Raw genomic sequence first — 16,346 nt, forward strand, 5'->3', positions numbered from 1 at the left:
TTTCATTTCTTGATTTAATCTGATTATTTTGCATAATGACATGATATAAGCTTTGCCAGAAATGGTGAGGCTTATATCATGTCATTATAAGCAGTTTTATTTTTAAAGTCCCGAATCATCATATCAGTTTGAGGATATATCCTCTTGCCTCTTTCGGGAGGGTGTTAATATCTTCCAACTGTTTTCATGTAGCCTTATCCAAGATGAGGTTAGTTTTACCTACGAAGAAATCAATCGAAATGGCCAGCACATCTGCAGTTTTAATATATTCAATTGAAAAAAGGAACCGTTATTTTTAGGGTATTAGTAGTTCTTTGAAGATGGTGAGAGGAAGACGGTAATTATTACCCGTTTGGGTTGACGATGGCGGGGATTAGTAGTAATGCGCTGAAGGAGCTGGATATTACAAAAATTTGCTTCTACATAGAAGGATTAGTGTATGAACGGGACACCTTACGATATATTATTGACGAAGAAGGCCGTATTCGTCCGGAATACGATTCCGGCAAAGCCCTCGTTTATCATTGGGATTATTTTGAAAAAGATCACCTGGGCAATGTCAGGGTAGTATTGGGAGATAATGCAGACACCAGCGTATACGCCGCTACCATGGAGACAGCCAGCAGTGCGACTGAAAATGCTTTATTCAGTAACATAGACAATACCCGCACGGCGCTTCCTGCTGGCTATCCTACGGATGAAACTACCAATCCAAATGCATATGTAGCCAGGCTGAATGCAGAAAGTGGTGAAAAAATAGGTCCATCCATTGTATTACGGGTCATGGCGGGGGATACCCTGCAGCTGGGGGTCAAAGCATTTTACAAAAGCACGGCAGCCAGCACCTCCAGTACTACCACAAGCAGTATGCTAGCCGCACTTGTACAGGCATTCAGTTCTTCCACTATCTTTGATGGTACACATGCGGCTGCGGGTACAAATTCTGCTATTTCGTCAGCATATACATCCAGTGAGTACGAAGAGTTGATCAGCAAGGATGCAGATGAGAATCTTTCTACTAAACCCAGGGCGTATCTCACCTATGTGCTTTTTGACGACCTGTTCAACATGGTAGATGATAAAAGTGGTGTGAAACAGGTACAGGGAAATCCTGATGAATTGCAAACATTGACGGTAGAGAAGTTCGTTATTAAAAAAACAGGATTTGTTTATATTTATACCAGCAATGAAAGTGGGGAGAATGTGTATTTATAAAAGCACGGCAGCCAGCACCTCCAGTACGACCACAAGCAGTATGCTAGCCGCACTTGTACAGGCATTCAGTTCTTCCACTATCTCTGATGGTACACATGCGGCTGCAGGTACAAATTCCGCTATTTCGTCAGCATATACATCCAGTGAGTACGAAGAGTTGATCAGCAAGGATGCGGATGAGAACCTTGCTACTAAACCAAAGGCGTATCTCACCTATGTACTTTTTGACGACCTGTTCAACATGGTAGATGATAATAGTGGTGTGAAACAGGTACAGGGAAATCCTGATGAATTGCAAACATTGACGGTAGAGAAGTTTGTTATTAAAAAAACAGGATTTGTTTATATTTATACAAGTAATGAAAGTGGGGAGTATTATAATCGTCTGCTATGAGCAAAACAATTATTCTATTTAATGTTATTTATTATGCTATTATTATTGGCTTAATAAAATTAGGTCAAGACGATCCCAGCAGTTCTTTGGGTTATGACTACTTTATAATTATGTTTTGGGGTATAGCAGCATTCCTATTAGTTTTTTTCTTGATTAAGAGAATTATTTACCCTAAAACAATATTTGAAAAGATTGGGGTTTTCACTGCAACGCCTTTAATAAGCATAATGGTTTTTATGATTATTATGTCATTTAAAGAAAATGTAAGTTCTGAATGGATTTTTAATAAAAATGGAAAACGGTATAAAGTGCTAACATTTGATAAAGATAAAAGTACAGGCGGCAAACGAATTGAATATTATAGGAGTATTGATAGAAAAGGTACTAAAGAAGATATATGGATAAAGGATAGCACATGGGTTTATTTATCTAAAACAGGAGATACAATTAGAAAGGTAAAATACAAAGACAACATCGAAGTAAAATAACTAAAAATTAAAGCCCCGTGAGGGGCTTTAATTTTTATGAGGCATACGCTTTTTTACAGTTATCCCCCTACCCGATGAAGGAGAACAAGAAAGCTGGACTCTATATCATTATACGGTTAATAACCCAATTAAGAATAGTGATATAGACGGGAAGAGATGGGGTAATATTATAGGTGCTATAGTGGGAGCAGCTGTTGATTATGGAGAGCAAGTTGATTCAAACTACATTCAAGGAAACGATAATCCCTGGACCAATAATATTAATTTGCTATCAATTGGCATAGCTGCAATAAGAGGTGCCGTTACAAGTGGCGGAAGTGTTGTATCTAGGATTGCAGCAAAAACGGCTTTAAAGGTAGGCGCAGCGGCAATTAACAATGCTTTAGAAGTAAAGACGTCTGAAGATGGATTGCAGGTTAAGGTGGAGAAAAATGCGGTTAATCTTGTTAAGAATACAGTAGTGGATTTAGCTGTTGACGCAGCAGCTGTGAGTTTGGCATATAAGGGCGGTAAGATTTTGTCTAAAGTTGGTGTTAATAAAGGCGAAATTGATAAAACCGCTAAAAGTGTAGTTAGGGCTGCTGGAGGAAGGGTTACAAGAAGCACTAATCAAGCCATTAAGAAAGTAGCAGAGGAAGTAAGAGTACCCTTGAAAGTACCGTTAAAATGACTACTAATGCGACCAAGGATAAAGTAAAAGAGAAAACGGGGGTAATGAGGTGTATTGAATTATCCGGACAGTGTATTTGTTTAGGTTAAAGTATTAGATTAATTCTATAGAATAGAGAAACATGTTTTGATGCTATGCCTACACAAACCTAATAAAAAAGATTCATGCGCGCAGCGCATACCTATTTTTCTTTTTTTTGCTTCTTTTTTTTCTTAAAACCACAACGCCTTAGAAACACTTATCCACATTGGCTTTTAGCCATTATTACATAGATGCTTTTGTAGGATAAATCATTATCTTTGTTTTGCCGGAAAGAAGCGGAATCAGGCGCTGCAGAGGTGCAACCTGCCAGGAATATTTCCGGACATCGGAGCATTATAGTTCTTTGAATAACAGACATAGCCGCCAGCAAAAAGAGCATTACGTTAACTATCTGTATAATTATCGTTATTAAGTGCATATCGCCGATATATTAGCTTTATCGTCATTAATTTCATGTTGCTAGTTTTTGTTCAAATACATTTGGTGATAAATATCCAAGTGACGAGTGCAATCGTTTGGGATTGTAATACATTTCGATATACTCGAAAATTTCGGTACGGGAATCTTCAGCAGATTCAAATGCACCACCTTCCATTAGTTCTGCCTTAAATCGGCCAAAATAGGATTCCATGTGGGCATTATCATACGGGTTATCAGCATCACTCATACTTTGGATGAGTTTATGTTTATTGATAAGCTGACGAAATTTAGTCCCGGCATATTGACCACCCCGATCAGAGTGTATGATCATTCCTTCGGGAATCGGTCGTCCTTTAAGGGCCTTTTTTAGCGATGTGATTACCAGAGACTCTTTCATGTGGTCCTGCTCTTCCCAGCCCACTATTTTACGTGAGTATAAGTCCATCCATACAGACAAGTAACGGAAGCTTCCATCTGCCATCGGAATGTAGGTAATGTCACCAACCCAGGTTTCATTTATCTTACCTGGGAAGCCTCGTTGTTTATATACGTTCGGACTTATTAAGTAAGGATGACGACTATCGGTGGTTTTAGGCACAAAAGATCGCGGTTGAATTGCTTTTAATCCGTTCTTCAACATTGTCTTTCTGATCTTAAAAACGCTCGTTTTAACGCCTTCCTGGTTAAGAGCTTTGAGGATTCTTCGAGTGCCGTATCGACGCCTGTTTTCTTTAAAAACACTTACTATCTGCTCCTCTAACCTCTTGCTGTCAGGGTTTGGTTGATAGGTCTTCTCTTTCTTCCATTCGTAATAACAACTTCGGCTTATTGACAACACATCGCAGAGCAATTGAAGTGGATATTGGCCTTTTAAAGTATCAATAAACGCATAGATCTTTACTGATTCCCCCGGCTGAAAATTCCCAAGGCTTTTTTTAGAATATCGCGCTCCTGTTCAGCGCGACGTAGCTCTGCTTTCAATCGCTCATTTTCCGATAATAAGTCTGGTTGGCCTGATACCTCGTTGCCGCCCTCTCTGGGCGTTTGACGGGTGGCCTTCTCTGCATTCTTCCATTGATAGACCAGGTTCTCCCCAATACCCATGGCTTGGGCTACATCAGAAACTGAACGTCCTGAGGATACCATTTTGATCACTTCTGCCTTGAAGGTGGCATCATACTTCCTACGCGTCTTTTTTGTCTTTTTCGTTGTCATTGCTTCGTAAAGTTAAGCAAATTGACTGTCCGGTTTTACTGGTGCATCTCATAAAACGCCATGAATAAATTAAAGAGTATATTGACAATTATTGTTTTTTTAATAATGTTTGGTTATATCGTCTATAAGGTTGGTAAAGGGCAGCTAACTGGATATTTATTAAAGCATGATGCACAGCGGGCGAGGGCTGTAATTATTGATGAGAAAAATTATATGGGTAATAGCCCAGTAAGTCGTGAAAGCTCTTATTCATACCTTTTTTATGTTAATGGGGAAGCATATAAAAATGATTCAAAAGATCCTAAATTACAGGTAGGAGATTCCATAGATATTGAGTATGTGAAATATTGGCCTGGTTTGAGCCGACGGATTTCTGCATCCAATTAATTAGTATACTGATAAATATAAGCACCTTCCGGCTGGTTCCTATAAAGTTAGCATTAGAAGGAACTGAGTAAAATAAAAACACCCACTCATTGAGTGGGTGTTTTGTTGCCCGAATGAGATTTGAATCGGAATTGATAATCAATTTGTTGTAGAAAAGGTGTAAAACAAGGTGTAAAAGAGGGATAACAGTGTTTTAATCCGTTTTTAGAGTGAAAAACAAGAATTAATAGCATATACGGATTTTAAGCTATTAATTAATATCATGCCAGTTTTTTAGAAAGAAAGGGAAAGGAGGCTATTTCAGTGGATAACTTTTATAGCATAACTATATATTAGGCAAAACATGGGCTGACCTTTTCGGTCAGCTCATGTTTTTAAGCACATTGTTTTTGACAAAAATTTATATTGGTCGTGATGTGCCAGGCTTGATAGCCGGTAATGGGGCAGTTGGACCGAAATACTTCCCATAGTAAACCTTTGCGTTCAAAATATCGCTTGTATCGGCACAGATTTTTTTGCATTATTCCAAGTGCCTGAGCAGCCTCCGAGCATGTACATATGCGGTTTGTAAGAAATGAATAAAACCGTTGTCTCTCTGTTACATGGTCGCCCATTTTTTTTGTCCGTTTGATGTTTTTGTTCATATGAATGAAATTTCATCAAAGAGACACAGTGAAAAAAGGGATAAAAAAAATGATTTCGGGGAGATGAAAATTGTGGTTTTATACAGGGGAAATGAAATATTTATATAGGTTAGAGCCTTTATATCCTGTTTCCTGGATGTCATATTTTGAAAGAACTGAGAACAGCCGTTTACACAAATTCAAATAAGAGAATGGAATTACTTCATTGTAGCTGTTTCTCCAGATTTCTCCCAAGGCAAATGATAATGTTTTGACGGATTTTTTCCGCATGAACACTTCTTGCACGTTCTTGTATTGCCGGTCAACCAAAAACTCAGAAAGGGTGACAACAGCGCGCTCAAACTCCTGCTCACTTTGAAACAGCGGCTGAAATGGTAGCAGGTGCTTTCGTACAGCTTGTTGTTGAGGGGAGGGGGAAATTGGCTCTGATTCACTGTCGATACAAGATGGCTCTGGATCATCCAAGCTCCAGAGGGCCTTTTGCGCATTAAACTGATTCGTCCTCAATAGCTCCTGTTCTCTGTCATATCGCAAGTATTCTATAAACGTCGAGCGATTGAGGTGAGGTTTATAAGCTTCCTCATCGCCCAGCAACCACCCTTTAAAGTCTGATAACCAGCTATTAAATCCGAACTCGTGCCGACTTTTGGCAGCCTGGTATTGAATTTCATTTTTGAAAGGCCCTAAGGAGGCTCCCATGATGGTAGCGGCCGAGAATAAATCTTCAAATTGCTCATATTGCTTATCATGTTCTGCCTGATCCATATCGGTGAGCAATGTTGCCGCATCTAGGCCGTGATTGATAGCTGTGGTAAGAGCTATACCCAGTTTCATAAACTGTTTTCGCTGGTTCATGTTAGCTAAGCAGAATGTATGCTCAGGAGAGTCGGGCTCATCATGTAAGAATATGGCCTCAATAACTTTTAAGGTTTTCTCCTGTTCTCTATCGGGGCAGTGAACGGGATAGCCGCCAGTCCATTTCAGAATAAATCCGGTTAAGATGTGTTTTTCAAGCGTTGATAGTGGAAGGTTATCGAAGTGGTTTTTCACGGAGTCCGGTGTATAGATGTTTTCCATAACGAACTGACGCTGCTTGTATAGCAGGTTTAAAAATTCTAATGTTGTAAATGCTCTGCTTCCGGCGCCGGTTTCAAACCATTGGATAGTTGCCTGTACAAGCTGTTGGTTGGGTATATGAGTGGGATCAGTGAACCAAGTTAAGGGATAGTCGAAACACAGTTCCCGGGGTATCCTAGTTTTTTTCTGTTTTGCCATAGTTTAATAACCAATTACTAGGTATAAAAATACAAACAACTGCTATTCAATTCTTCATTTAGACAGGTCGCAGCATCAAGAATGATGTTCTTTTTTAGCCAAATGGCTAATTGTTTTATATGTATATAGTAAAGAGGTAAGTCGTTGAAAGGCATAGTCACCGAAGCCAAGGATTTCTGGCTTTTAATACTCCTAAAATAATTACTAATCGAAGGGACTCGGTGGGCCTGAGTGGTTCTGCCGTTTTTAGTGCAACTGGCTACCTCGTGGGTATGTTATGTGATCTGAAGGAAGGCTCCCTTTCAGTATGGGTAATGCCGCTCCAGTAGATCAAAAAAAAACTCATAGAGGTCGCAAGTCTTGAATGGTGTTCCGCTCGTTCCCGGCATCAAGTTAACGGCAGAAAGTTTGGCGCTTGTTTCATTAAACTACCTGGGTCGCCACGAGCAGCCATGACTGGTGCATACCTCTCTGTTTAGATTTTGCCTTTTTATGTTACCCTATCCCGACTACTGCAATTTTAATTAATAGTCAGGGACCTGCCAAGTCTTGCCTGTCGCTATATCCTAAGATTTCGGCTGTTACTTTAAACAGTTTTTTTCGTAGGCGAAGAAAAAAAGGGTGTTTTTCCCCTGCCGTATTTTTCTTTTCCCTTACCGCAATTAGCTAACTTCAAATGATCTATTAACATTTTGTCCAAATTGAGCTTTAATGACCACCGTTAGCGGTTATTGGTTACCAATTTCCTTTTCGCTCTAGGTCAGGCCTTTGCTGGCATGTGGCTTTCATATGCCTGGAAATCTTCCGGATGTCTTGAGGTTGCTAAAAAAATTAGTATTTTGTGGGTGTGATAACGTGGTCGCAATTCGGCTACCCGGAGGTTTAAAAGGTATGTTGAATCTAAGATACCCTTTGACTAAATTAAAACCAGTATGTTCGAGTTACATCGCGTTGTCATTCATGAGGTCAAAAAAATAGCACATGAAACCTTAACGACCCTTGACCTGTCGGCTACCATAGCTATCCAGGACCTTGAGATCTTCAAAAGCTTGGTGGAAAGCATTAACACCGTGTACAGTGTATCCTCCTCCCTGAAGAATACCCATTTCGCTCGGGATGCGGATACGGTATTCAGCACTCATTTAAAGCGTTATCTGGAGGAAGGTACTGACCAGAGCTTCTATACATTTTCTGTTGAGTCGATGCAGGCGTTAAAGGTGCTCATTGAGGAAGTGCTTTTAGCAACCGGTGGTTTTTACTGCTTTGCAGATTATACCGACCACGGCAGGCGTTGTGTTGCCGTGATCCTGCTACGGCATAAAAACGGATTTAATTTTGTAAAGGTTGCCAATACGTTTACAGCTTCCGGGACAGAGTCGCTCAACTTTGATAAGATCGCCACAGGCTTCCGCTTGAATGTAGGAATCTATAAAGATGATACCGATGCGCGTAACAGTATTGCGTTGATCACCTCTCAACAAGATCAATTGTCTTCCTATTTTAAACGCTGGGTGTCCGTAGCTGAAATTATTACCAATACAATAAACACTCGTGAACTGGTTAAACTTGTAAAGGAGTTGCCCATGCCGGTAGATGAGCAGGGGCGGGATCAGTTCCCGACTGTGGATGCGTTTCGCAAAGCCTGTTACAATTTTGTTGAGCAGAGTCCCAATAAACGGGTAAGTTTGATGGATATGGGAGCCCATTTTTACGGTGAGGAACGCCGGCGAACATTGTTTGATGTAGCTGATCAGCATCGTATTGTTATCGACAATGAATTCAAGCGGGATAAGTCTGTATGGCAAAAAGTGATCAGTATAAAGGCCTCTATCCCTGGTGTACATTTAACTATCGATCTTGATAAAATAAACGGAGAATTGGTAAGGATACAAAACGATCAGATTGTGATTCGATCACCTGAGCTTGTTCAACAAATAACAACACAGCAAAATGGAGAGTAAAACTGAGGAATTTTTAAAAATTCTCGGCGATAAAATAAAGCATCCACATGATTGGAACTCTAAAATCTTAAGCGTTACCAATTTCGATAATGATACTTATAATCGTTTGAGTAACCTCCTGCAGGAATTACGGATTCAGGAAGATGGAGATAAGGATGAAATATTCTTTAACCTGAACAAGGATGCAGGACCAAGCAATTTGGTATTTTATGACCAGGTGCATTTTCAGTCAGAAAACAGTTATGTGCGCTATAAGGATTGCTGGCAGGAAGTTAATATTATTTTACTGATGCCCGGTGGCGAGATGGTCATCAAAGAAAACCCTCATGAACCGAATTCACAAACGACTATGAAAATGGTGGTACCTTCGACAAAAGTACTACCATGGAACAATCACATATCAGTTTTGAACAGGTTGTGAGTCGTGGCTGTGGCCTCGATGTTCACCAGGAGAATGTAGTAGCTACCATCAGGGGTGATAATTTGCAGGAACAAACCCGCACTTTTAGCACCTTCACAAGTTCACTTAAGGACCTGGTAGCCTGGTTGGAAGAATCGGGCATTACACATGTCGCAATGGAGAGCACGGGTGTTTACTGGAAGCCTGTTTTTAATATACTAGAACCTCACTTTGAACTTATTTTGGTCAATGCCCGGCATATTAAATATGTGCCGGGTCATAAGACTGATCGTAATGACAGTGCCTGGATTGCAAAATTATTGCTAAGCGGGCTACTAAAAGGAAGTTTTATTCCACCCCAATACACTCGTGAATTACGGGAATTGTACCGATACAAACGTAAAGTAATAGGCCAACGCTCCAGTGAATATAACCGATTACAGAACATTTTAGAGACTGCCAATATCAAATTGAGCAGCGTTGTCAGTGATGTGTTCGGCATAAGCGGCTGGTCAATGATCTCTGCTATTATTGATGGAGAACAGGATCCCATGATATTGGCCAATCTGGCCAAAGGTAGGCTCAAAATCAAGAAGCAAGAACTTATTCTTGCTTTAGAAGGTAATCTTAATGAGCATCACCGTTTTATGCTCAACCTGTCTAAAGCTGCTATCTTACAGCTAAATGAACTGCTTTGTCAGGTAGATAACCGTATTGATCAGTACTTAAGAAAATGGGAAGAAGAAGTAAAATTACTTCAGACTATTCCCGGAGTACAAAAACAAACAGCTACAGCCATCTTAGCCGAAATAGGTACAGATATGCATGCCTTCCCAAATCAGCATCATTTAGCCAGTTGGTGTGGCTTATGTCCGGGTAATAATGAAAGTGCCGGAAAAAAGAAAAGTGAACGTATCAATCATGGCAACAGTTCTCTTAAAACAGCACTGGTGGAGGCGGCCTGGGCCGCTGTACATACAAAGGAATCTTATCTGAAAAGAAGATATTACTCTTTAAGTGTGCGAAGAGGTAAAAAACGTGCTCTTATCGCCATTGCACACAAAATCCTCATTGCCACTTATTTTATACTCAAAAATAGAGTGCCATATATGGAACCGGATAATCAGGAGTGGCTTAAAAAAAGAAAGCAGGCGCAGATAAATAATTATCTCAGGCGCCTGCGCGAGCTTGAGGCATTACCCCCATCTCAATAAGATTACTAAGTTACAAAAATCGACCTCTTATTGGTGCTTTTTAAGCCTGTAAAGAAAACTGATTTAAGACTCTAAGTACAAACGATTGTTGCTATAAGCACGAAATGAAAATTTTAAGCATATAGAGTCATATCAAAATTATGACACAGACTAACTATTTTCAAAGAAAACCCTCATGAACCGAATTCACAAACGACTATGAAAATGGTGGTACCTTCGACAAAAGTACTACCATGGAACAATCACATATCAGTTTTGAACAGGTTGTGAGTCGTGGCTGTGGCCTCGATGTTCACCAGGAGAATGTAGTAGCTACCATCAGGGGTGATAATTTGCAGGAACAAACCCGCACTTTTAGCACCTTCACAAGTTCACTTAAGGACCTGGTAGCCTGGTTGGAAGAATCGGGCATTACACATGTCGCAATGGAGAGCACGGGTGTTTACTGGAAGCCTGTTTTTAATATACTAGAACCTCACTTTGAACTTATTTTGGTCAATGCCCGGCATATTAAATATGTGCCGGGTCATAAGACTGATCGTAATGACAGTGCCTGGATTGCAAAATTATTGCTAAGCGGGCTACTAAAAGGAAGTTTTATTCCACCCCAATACACTCGTGAATTACGGGAATTGTACCGATACAAACGTAAAGTAATAGGCCAACGCTCCAGTGAATATAACCGATTACAGAACATTTTAGAGACTGCCAATATCAAATTGAGCAGCGTTGTCAGTGATGTGTTCGGCATAAGCGGCTGGTCAATGATCTCTGCTATTATTGATGGAGAACAGGATCCCATGATATTGGCCAATCTGGCCAAAGGTAGGCTCAAAATCAAGAAGCAAGAACTTATTCTTGCTTTAGAAGGTAATCTTAATGAGCATCACCGTTTTATGCTCAACCTGTCTAAAGCTGCTATCTTACAGCTAAATGAACTGCTTTGTCAGGTAGATAACCGTATTGATCAGTACTTAAGAAAATGGGAAGAAGAAGTAAAATTACTTCAGACTATTCCCGGAGTACAAAAACAAACAGCTACAGCCATCTTAGCCGAAATAGGTACAGATATGCATGCCTTCCCAAATCAGCATCATTTAGCCAGTTGGTGTGGCTTATGTCCGGGTAATAATGAAAGTGCCGGAAAAAAAAAGTGAACGTATCAATCATGGCAACAGTTCTCTTAAAACAGCACTGGTGGAGGCGGCCTGGGCCGCTGTACATACAAAGGAATCTTATCTGAAAAGAAGATATTACTCTTTAAGTGTGCGAAGAGGTAAAAAACGTGCTCTTATCGCCATTGCACACAAAATCCTCATTGCCACTTATTTTATACTCAAAAATAGAGTGCCATATATGGAACCGGATAATCAGGAGTGGCTTAAAAAAAGAAAGCAGGCGCAGATAAATAATTATCTCAGGCGCCTGCGCGAGCTTGAGGCATTACCCCCATCTCAATAAGATTACTAAGTTACAAAAATCGACCTCTTATTGGTGCTTTTTAAGCCTGTAAAGAAAACTGATTTAAGACTCTAAGTACAAACGATTGTTGCTATAAGCACGAAATGAAAATTTTAAGCATATAGAGTCATATCAAAATTATGACACAGACTAACTATTTTCAATGAAAAGAGGAGCAGCCTGCCGCCCGGAATTTACCGATCTTTAATTATATATACTACCGGAAGATTCTGGCTTTTCTATTAAGCAAACCTGAATTTACGTCCTTGCATTATGTGATGGACCATCAGTTTGCTATTCTCTCTGCCGAAAAAGGGCCTTACCATATCGGATACTCACTTTCCGAGGCCCGGGTAGCAACTGTCGGTAGTCTGATTTTGGAATATGAGGAACTCGTCAAAGGGTTTGATAAAATAGAGTTTGCTGCTTTTTTCAAAGATGTGGTCATTGAAGGAACGCATTCTGCAGTGGTTAGTGACCGGTTTTGGAAACTTGTATCTGGACTGGCAGCACTGATTTCTCTAGCTAACCGGGACTTACAAATCTATCTGCAGAAATTTGCGTTTGAAAAGATCAAATCCAAATTTAAGGAAGAGAAGGTAAAGTATTTTGAAAGCCTAGAAAAAAACATCGAATCACTCAATAAACAAGTACTGGCTTTTCCGCTCACATTTGCAGCATCTGTATTTGCAGGCTTTCAGGTAAAAGATAGTGCATGGATTCTATTTGTAATATTAATATCCTACGGCTTGTATACATATGTGGCATGGAAGATTCTGGGCATTATTAAATACAATATTGATACAACAGACCAGGATGTAACGGCTGAGTCTAACCGGATCAGGACAACTTATCAGGTAGTCTACAGCGAATTTGAAGGTGACTTTAATAAGATTAAGGGAAAAATTTTGTTGATTAAGAAATTGCGAACATTACTCAGTGGTGTTTTAATTGGACTGCTTGTTTTATTTTTACTTTTTACCATCGGTTATAGTGTTAAACTCGAAACAGTAGCTCGGGAGGCTGCAGCAGCTGCACTAAAGGCGAAAGAGGATTCTCTGCAACACTCCCACAATAAAGTAATTGATACTTTTCAGGTAAGGATTATTCCATCACCAAATAAACCAGTGACTGCCGTTATAGATACGACTGCAAATATAAAAGCGGATGCAGCTCACGCTGCAAGCAAAAGCAAAAAGCGCTGACTGGCCGGTTGGGACACATCCAATGCAAATGCTTTTTGATAAATAATTTCCTGCGACCAGTAAACACCGTCTTTGGGGTACTCTGTGAAGTGGTATCGGTTACGCATTTAAGTCTATATTCGCAAGTAAACAAATTAGAGTCCGGAAATACTCGATTGTTTCATTAGGTCTTTTAAATAAATTTTTATCTGCTGCGAGGATAATATGAATGCCTTTATTATTTTTTGGCCAATTTGGTTATGTTTGACTAGTCCAGCATCAAACTAAATCGTGCAGATGGACTGTGTGTAAGAAAGATTAGACCAACCCCAAGCTAATGGTATTAGGGGCATTATGTGAAGCTTTTGTACACAAAAAAATTATTTTCCAAGGTTACAATATTATTACTATGTCGCAGGACTACACTAAATTACTTTGTAATGTATTTTAATTTTACCGAAGGTTCTTACAATCTTTCTCTGTTTAGTATTTACGTTGATACAGATCACTCATTTGCTGAACTAAAAGATTTACCGCCTGAAGTACTGGCTGCGTTTTACCATGAATATTTTCATTTTCTTCAGGATGTTACTTCTCCCTTTACTGTTAATGTCATGTGGCAGCTTTACGGTAGTACTGTTCAATTGATCCAATATGCCCAGACGCATGGAAGTGTTATCCGGCTTCCATTGGGGGAGGTGGCTGAGCTAAAGTACTTGGAACGGCAGAAGAGGTTTATCGACCTGATTTTCGGCGGTCAGTACTGCGGGTTCGACAATGAACCGGCAGCTGTTCCTTACGAGGTGGTTCAGGTGAAAATTGAAGCAAGAACCGATTTCTCGGATATCTCGGAGAGCGAAAATGTGAAGTTTGTAGAACTGGAAATAGCGGATGCAAATGGACAAAAATCTGAATATGGTTTTGGCGCCTTGGCAGTCATTGAAACGATGACTTATCTTATTCAAAAAAAGTTTTTTGGCGAGAGTGCTGTACCGGAGGTGCCTTATATAATCGCTGTAAGGGTTGCAGCATTAATTTGTCCAGGTATAGGTAGTAATGAAGAGTATGTGTTTTCTGTTTGTGACCTCGCATTAAAAACACCGTATCCTGGCTGGATGTTTGTTTTTTTGTTGACAGAGCTGGGTAAGGCTATGCCGGATCCGAAGTCAGCTTCGGCTATCTATGAATTCTGTCTGCCCATTCTAGAAGAAATGTGGAGATGTCAGGAAAGTTTCGCTCATTATAAGAAAAAAGTACTGCATTGTTTGGGGCAGCTACAGGGCCATGCTGCTTTTATAGATAACCTGAACTGGATAACAACCTTAATTGAACAGGGGTACAACAGGCAGACAAATGAGCCAATGATGATGCTGAAGCTTTATCAGCAGGAGAAACCTTTTAATGAATATCTGCTTGGATTCAGAGATGATCTGGGCATGCCGGAAATAATAAACAATCTGCGAAATCGGTGGTTTCATGTACCGGCTTCATTACAGAATACAGCCGGGGGCATTGATCCTACAATTTTAGGCGCTGCAATACAGCTACACGCAACACTGCTGGAGGCGGATACATGTTGCGCTCTGCAGCCCCAGTGTGCTAAATCTCATCGGAAGATGCCTTTAGATACTGATTGTTCAACCGCCCCTTGGAAAAAGGCCCATCTCGATCCATCCTGTGCATTTGGTGCCATCTGGGCATCTTTTGGTCTTCATAATTTTACCATTGAACAGGACGAATGGATTTTAGAGGAGATGGAAATAGTTACCAATAATGAAACTGTCAATAAGCTCTGGATCAGAGGTTATCCCAATAACCAATGGGTTGATGCTCCTTTTGGAAACTATAAAGTTAGAGTTGACCCCGCAGGACCGGCAGGGCAGATACATATCCATATCTCCCATCCGCAGCACAGGCAATCCAAAAAAGAGCAGGTTTCCTGGAACATTGACGGAACCCGGCATGATGCGGGCTCCTTTAATGAGAATTTTGTTGGAATGAAGCAAGCTCGCAGGATCGCTAGAGAAGTATTGAGAATTCCAGATAATGTGGTATTACAGTATAAGACTCGCTTGGCCTACACGCAGACTTTGTTGAAAGAAGGTGATTTTCCACTGGATATAATCTCCTGCAAAATTACTCCTCTGACCAAAGAAGTAAGACCTGAAGATGTGGAAGCGGGACTCTGATCAGTTGCTGCGATATATTCTCGGTTTAGAACCGTGGCCTATTAATATCATAGTGGGAGGGGCGCGGAGTAAAGACAATTTTGACATAGCCTGTCTTAAAAGACTATCCGATCCGGATGCCTACATTAGTATTGTTATATAAGGCATGTCGTTATCTGAAAGGTTCGGGGTAGATTTTACGGTTAATTTGTATTCTTTCTACTATCAGGAAGTATCATTGACTTAGGTGCTTGCTTTTACAGGTAATACTGTTGTCGTATCTGCCATTAAGCGAAACTGATCAATTGTTTTGGACCCGGTTCTGAAAAATATGCAACCGGTAATGCTAATGTTGCTTGCTATCTTCGTTGGACTCCCCAGAGGTTTGCCATTTTTCATCAAAAAGCCTGCTGATACGCATAAACCGGTTCTCAAATTTGCTGCCATTGTCCGTTTCTGTAAAAGTAAGATAGGCCATAGGTTCACGTACATTATCTAAGTGCATGGGATATTGCTTAAAATAATCTGTGTAGACTTTAAAATCCTGCCATTTTCCCCAAAGCACAGTGATCAGTTCGAAGGGAAGCTGGGTTTGCTTACTTTTAAGTTTTTTTGACAGGCGATGAGTAAAGAATGCCTTAATCAACTCAGGATTTGTCTGCACTTTATCAGAATCAATATGTATGTTAACTACTTCTACCAAATGAGATTCATTTGTTTTTAGGTCCCTGACTTTAAAATCAATTGTGTTAAGGCTGTCGGTAAGAGAGGCCTCTACTGTCTCCAGTCGGTACTTTTTTGTTGACATGATATTATTTAACACCGCCAGTTCACCAACGAAGTTTATATACGATAAATCAAGTTTTTTTAAAATGGTTTTAAAGGTCTTTTTTACCATTGTCCGTTCGTCTGGTTGTAGGTTATTAAAAAGGTGTGAGAACATTTTGCGTACAAAGTTTAAAAACCGGAATGCCTCAATGTTTCCCTGTTTAACCAAAAATATTATATCAAATATGGTAATCTCTACTTGGATGTTTTCACCTGCGGCAAGTGTTAATCTTTCCTGGATTTTATTTTTAAACCTTTTATCAGCATCATTCCAGAAAGATTCACTTTCTGGAATAAACTCAAATAGTTGTGGTAAGTAAAAGGCAACATTTCCTTTTACTGCGTTTATAAACTCTCCGTTATTGGTGTTCATATTAAAA

16 protein-coding genes are annotated in these 16,346 nt (G+C 40.0%); 12 read left to right on the forward strand and 4 right to left on the reverse strand.

From position 1 onward, the window contains the following. The first annotated feature begins 363 nt into the window (after positions 1 to 363). The 4 genes from SIO70_RS10095 to SIO70_RS10110 all read left to right on the forward strand — a co-directional run bounded on the left by SIO70_RS10095 (position 364) and on the right by SIO70_RS10110 (position 2,767). Positions 364 to 1,215, forward strand: a complete 852-nt coding sequence (locus tag SIO70_RS10095; RefSeq protein ID WP_320580747.1) for a hypothetical protein — start codon at positions 364 to 366, stop codon at positions 1,213 to 1,215. Then, the gene (locus tag SIO70_RS10100) at positions 1,202 to 1,609 is read left to right on the forward strand and encodes a hypothetical protein (RefSeq protein ID WP_320580748.1); all 408 of its coding nucleotides are present in this window, start codon (positions 1,202 to 1,204) and stop codon (positions 1,607 to 1,609) included. The genes SIO70_RS10095 and SIO70_RS10100 overlap by 14 nt, the downstream gene beginning before the upstream one ends. Continuing rightward, positions 1,606 to 2,097, forward strand: coding sequence for a hypothetical protein (locus SIO70_RS10105; protein WP_320580749.1), 492 nt, complete (start codon positions 1,606 to 1,608; stop codon positions 2,095 to 2,097). Before SIO70_RS10100 ends, SIO70_RS10105 begins: the two co-directional genes overlap by 4 nt. Before the next feature lie 181 nt (positions 2,098 to 2,278). Then, entirely contained in the window at positions 2,279 to 2,767 is a 489-nt protein-coding gene (locus tag SIO70_RS10110; RefSeq protein WP_320580750.1) for a hypothetical protein, read from the forward strand. A gap of 493 nt (positions 2,768 to 3,260) precedes the next feature. Here the strand turns inward: SIO70_RS10110 and SIO70_RS10115 are convergent, their stop codons facing one another. After that, positions 3,261 to 4,124: an IS3 family transposase gene (locus SIO70_RS10115; RefSeq protein WP_320582063.1), complete on the reverse strand. Its 864-nt coding sequence runs from the start codon at positions 4,122 to 4,124 to the stop codon at positions 3,261 to 3,263. Between the two features lie 2 nt (positions 4,125 to 4,126). Beyond that, a complete protein-coding gene (locus SIO70_RS10120; RefSeq protein WP_083730656.1) occupies positions 4,127 to 4,444 on the reverse strand; it encodes a transposase in 318 nt (105 codons plus the stop codon). Positions 4,445 to 4,504: 60 nt separating this feature from the next. On the opposite strand from SIO70_RS10120, the gene SIO70_RS10125 reads away from it, so the two are divergent. Continuing rightward, positions 4,505 to 4,831, forward strand: a complete 327-nt coding sequence (locus tag SIO70_RS10125; protein WP_320580751.1) for a hypothetical protein — start codon at positions 4,505 to 4,507, stop codon at positions 4,829 to 4,831. Between the two features lie 722 nt (positions 4,832 to 5,553). On the opposite strand, the gene SIO70_RS10130 is transcribed toward SIO70_RS10125, so the two are convergent. Then, the gene (locus tag SIO70_RS10130) at positions 5,554 to 6,750 is read right to left on the reverse strand and encodes a hypothetical protein (protein WP_320580752.1); all 1,197 of its coding nucleotides are present in this window, start codon (positions 6,748 to 6,750) and stop codon (positions 5,554 to 5,556) included. Between the two features lie 932 nt (positions 6,751 to 7,682). Between SIO70_RS10130 and SIO70_RS10135 the strand changes: the two genes are divergently transcribed. The 7 genes from SIO70_RS10135 to SIO70_RS10165 all read left to right on the forward strand — a co-directional run bounded on the left by SIO70_RS10135 (position 7,683) and on the right by SIO70_RS10165 (position 15,159). Continuing rightward, on the forward strand, positions 7,683 to 8,711 hold the full coding sequence (locus SIO70_RS10135; protein WP_320580753.1) for a nucleoid-associated protein: 1,029 nt from the start codon (positions 7,683 to 7,685) through the stop codon (positions 8,709 to 8,711). Further along, positions 8,701 to 9,132, forward strand: coding sequence for a hypothetical protein (locus tag SIO70_RS10140; RefSeq protein WP_320580754.1), 432 nt, complete (start codon positions 8,701 to 8,703; stop codon positions 9,130 to 9,132). The genes SIO70_RS10135 and SIO70_RS10140 overlap by 11 nt, the downstream gene beginning before the upstream one ends. Further along, on the forward strand, positions 9,096 to 10,325 hold the full coding sequence (locus SIO70_RS10145; RefSeq protein WP_320577102.1) for an IS110 family transposase: 1,230 nt from the start codon (positions 9,096 to 9,098) through the stop codon (positions 10,323 to 10,325). The genes SIO70_RS10140 and SIO70_RS10145 overlap by 37 nt, the downstream gene beginning before the upstream one ends. Positions 10,326 to 10,558: 233 nt before the next feature. Beyond that, a complete protein-coding gene (locus SIO70_RS10150; RefSeq protein WP_320580755.1) occupies positions 10,559 to 11,482 on the forward strand; it encodes an IS110 family transposase in 924 nt (307 codons plus the stop codon). Beyond that, positions 11,457 to 11,786 (forward strand): hypothetical protein, encoded by a 330-nt coding sequence (locus SIO70_RS10155; protein ID WP_320580756.1) that lies wholly within the window; start codon positions 11,457 to 11,459, stop codon positions 11,784 to 11,786. Before SIO70_RS10150 ends, SIO70_RS10155 begins: the two co-directional genes overlap by 26 nt. Positions 11,787 to 12,052: 266 nt before the next feature. Then, complete coding sequence (locus SIO70_RS10160; protein WP_320580757.1) at positions 12,053 to 12,991, forward strand: hypothetical protein; 939 nt, start codon at positions 12,053 to 12,055, stop codon at positions 12,989 to 12,991. Positions 12,992 to 13,410: 419 nt separating this feature from the next. Continuing rightward, entirely contained in the window at positions 13,411 to 15,159 is a 1,749-nt protein-coding gene (locus tag SIO70_RS10165) for a DUF6367 family protein (RefSeq protein WP_320580758.1), read from the forward strand. 325 nt (positions 15,160 to 15,484) lie between these two features. Here the strand turns inward: SIO70_RS10165 and SIO70_RS10170 are convergent, their stop codons facing one another. Continuing rightward, on the reverse strand, positions 15,485 to 16,339 hold the full coding sequence (locus SIO70_RS10170; RefSeq protein WP_320580759.1) for a hypothetical protein: 855 nt from the start codon (positions 16,337 to 16,339) through the stop codon (positions 15,485 to 15,487). Positions 16,340 to 16,346 lie beyond the last annotated feature (7 nt).

The organism is Chitinophaga sancti, assembly GCF_034087045.1.
Classification (GTDB): Bacteria; Bacteroidota; Bacteroidia; order Chitinophagales; family Chitinophagaceae; genus Chitinophaga; species Chitinophaga sancti_B.

Bases quoted from the DNA above. Each gene is read 5' to 3' on its own strand.
- SIO70_RS10095 (WP_320580747.1), top strand. From the start codon at position 364: ATGGCGGGGATTAGTAGTAATGCGCTGAAGGAGCTGGATATTACAAAA.
- SIO70_RS10100 (WP_320580748.1), top strand. From the start codon at position 1,202: ATGTGTATTTATAAAAGCACGGCAGCCAGCACCTCCAGTACGACCACA.
- SIO70_RS10105 (WP_320580749.1), top strand. From the start codon at position 1,606: ATGAGCAAAACAATTATTCTATTTAATGTTATTTATTATGCTATTATT.
- SIO70_RS10120 (WP_083730656.1), bottom strand. From the start codon at position 4,444: ATGACAACGAAAAAGACAAAAAAGACGCGTAGGAAGTATGATGCCACC.
- SIO70_RS10125 (WP_320580751.1), top strand. From the start codon at position 4,505: ATGAATAAATTAAAGAGTATATTGACAATTATTGTTTTTTTAATAATG.
- SIO70_RS10130 (WP_320580752.1), bottom strand. From the start codon at position 6,750: ATGGCAAAACAGAAAAAAACTAGGATACCCCGGGAACTGTGTTTCGAC.
- SIO70_RS10135 (WP_320580753.1), top strand. From the start codon at position 7,683: ATGTTCGAGTTACATCGCGTTGTCATTCATGAGGTCAAAAAAATAGCA.
- SIO70_RS10140 (WP_320580754.1), top strand. From the start codon at position 8,701: ATGGAGAGTAAAACTGAGGAATTTTTAAAAATTCTCGGCGATAAAATA.
- SIO70_RS10145 (WP_320577102.1), top strand. From the start codon at position 9,096: ATGGAACAATCACATATCAGTTTTGAACAGGTTGTGAGTCGTGGCTGT.
- SIO70_RS10150 (WP_320580755.1), top strand. From the start codon at position 10,559: ATGGAACAATCACATATCAGTTTTGAACAGGTTGTGAGTCGTGGCTGT.
- SIO70_RS10155 (WP_320580756.1), top strand. From the start codon at position 11,457: ATGAAAGTGCCGGAAAAAAAAAGTGAACGTATCAATCATGGCAACAGT.
- SIO70_RS10165 (WP_320580758.1), top strand. From the start codon at position 13,411: ATGTATTTTAATTTTACCGAAGGTTCTTACAATCTTTCTCTGTTTAGT.
- SIO70_RS10170 (WP_320580759.1), bottom strand. From the start codon at position 16,339: ATGAACACCAATAACGGAGAGTTTATAAACGCAGTAAAAGGAAATGTT.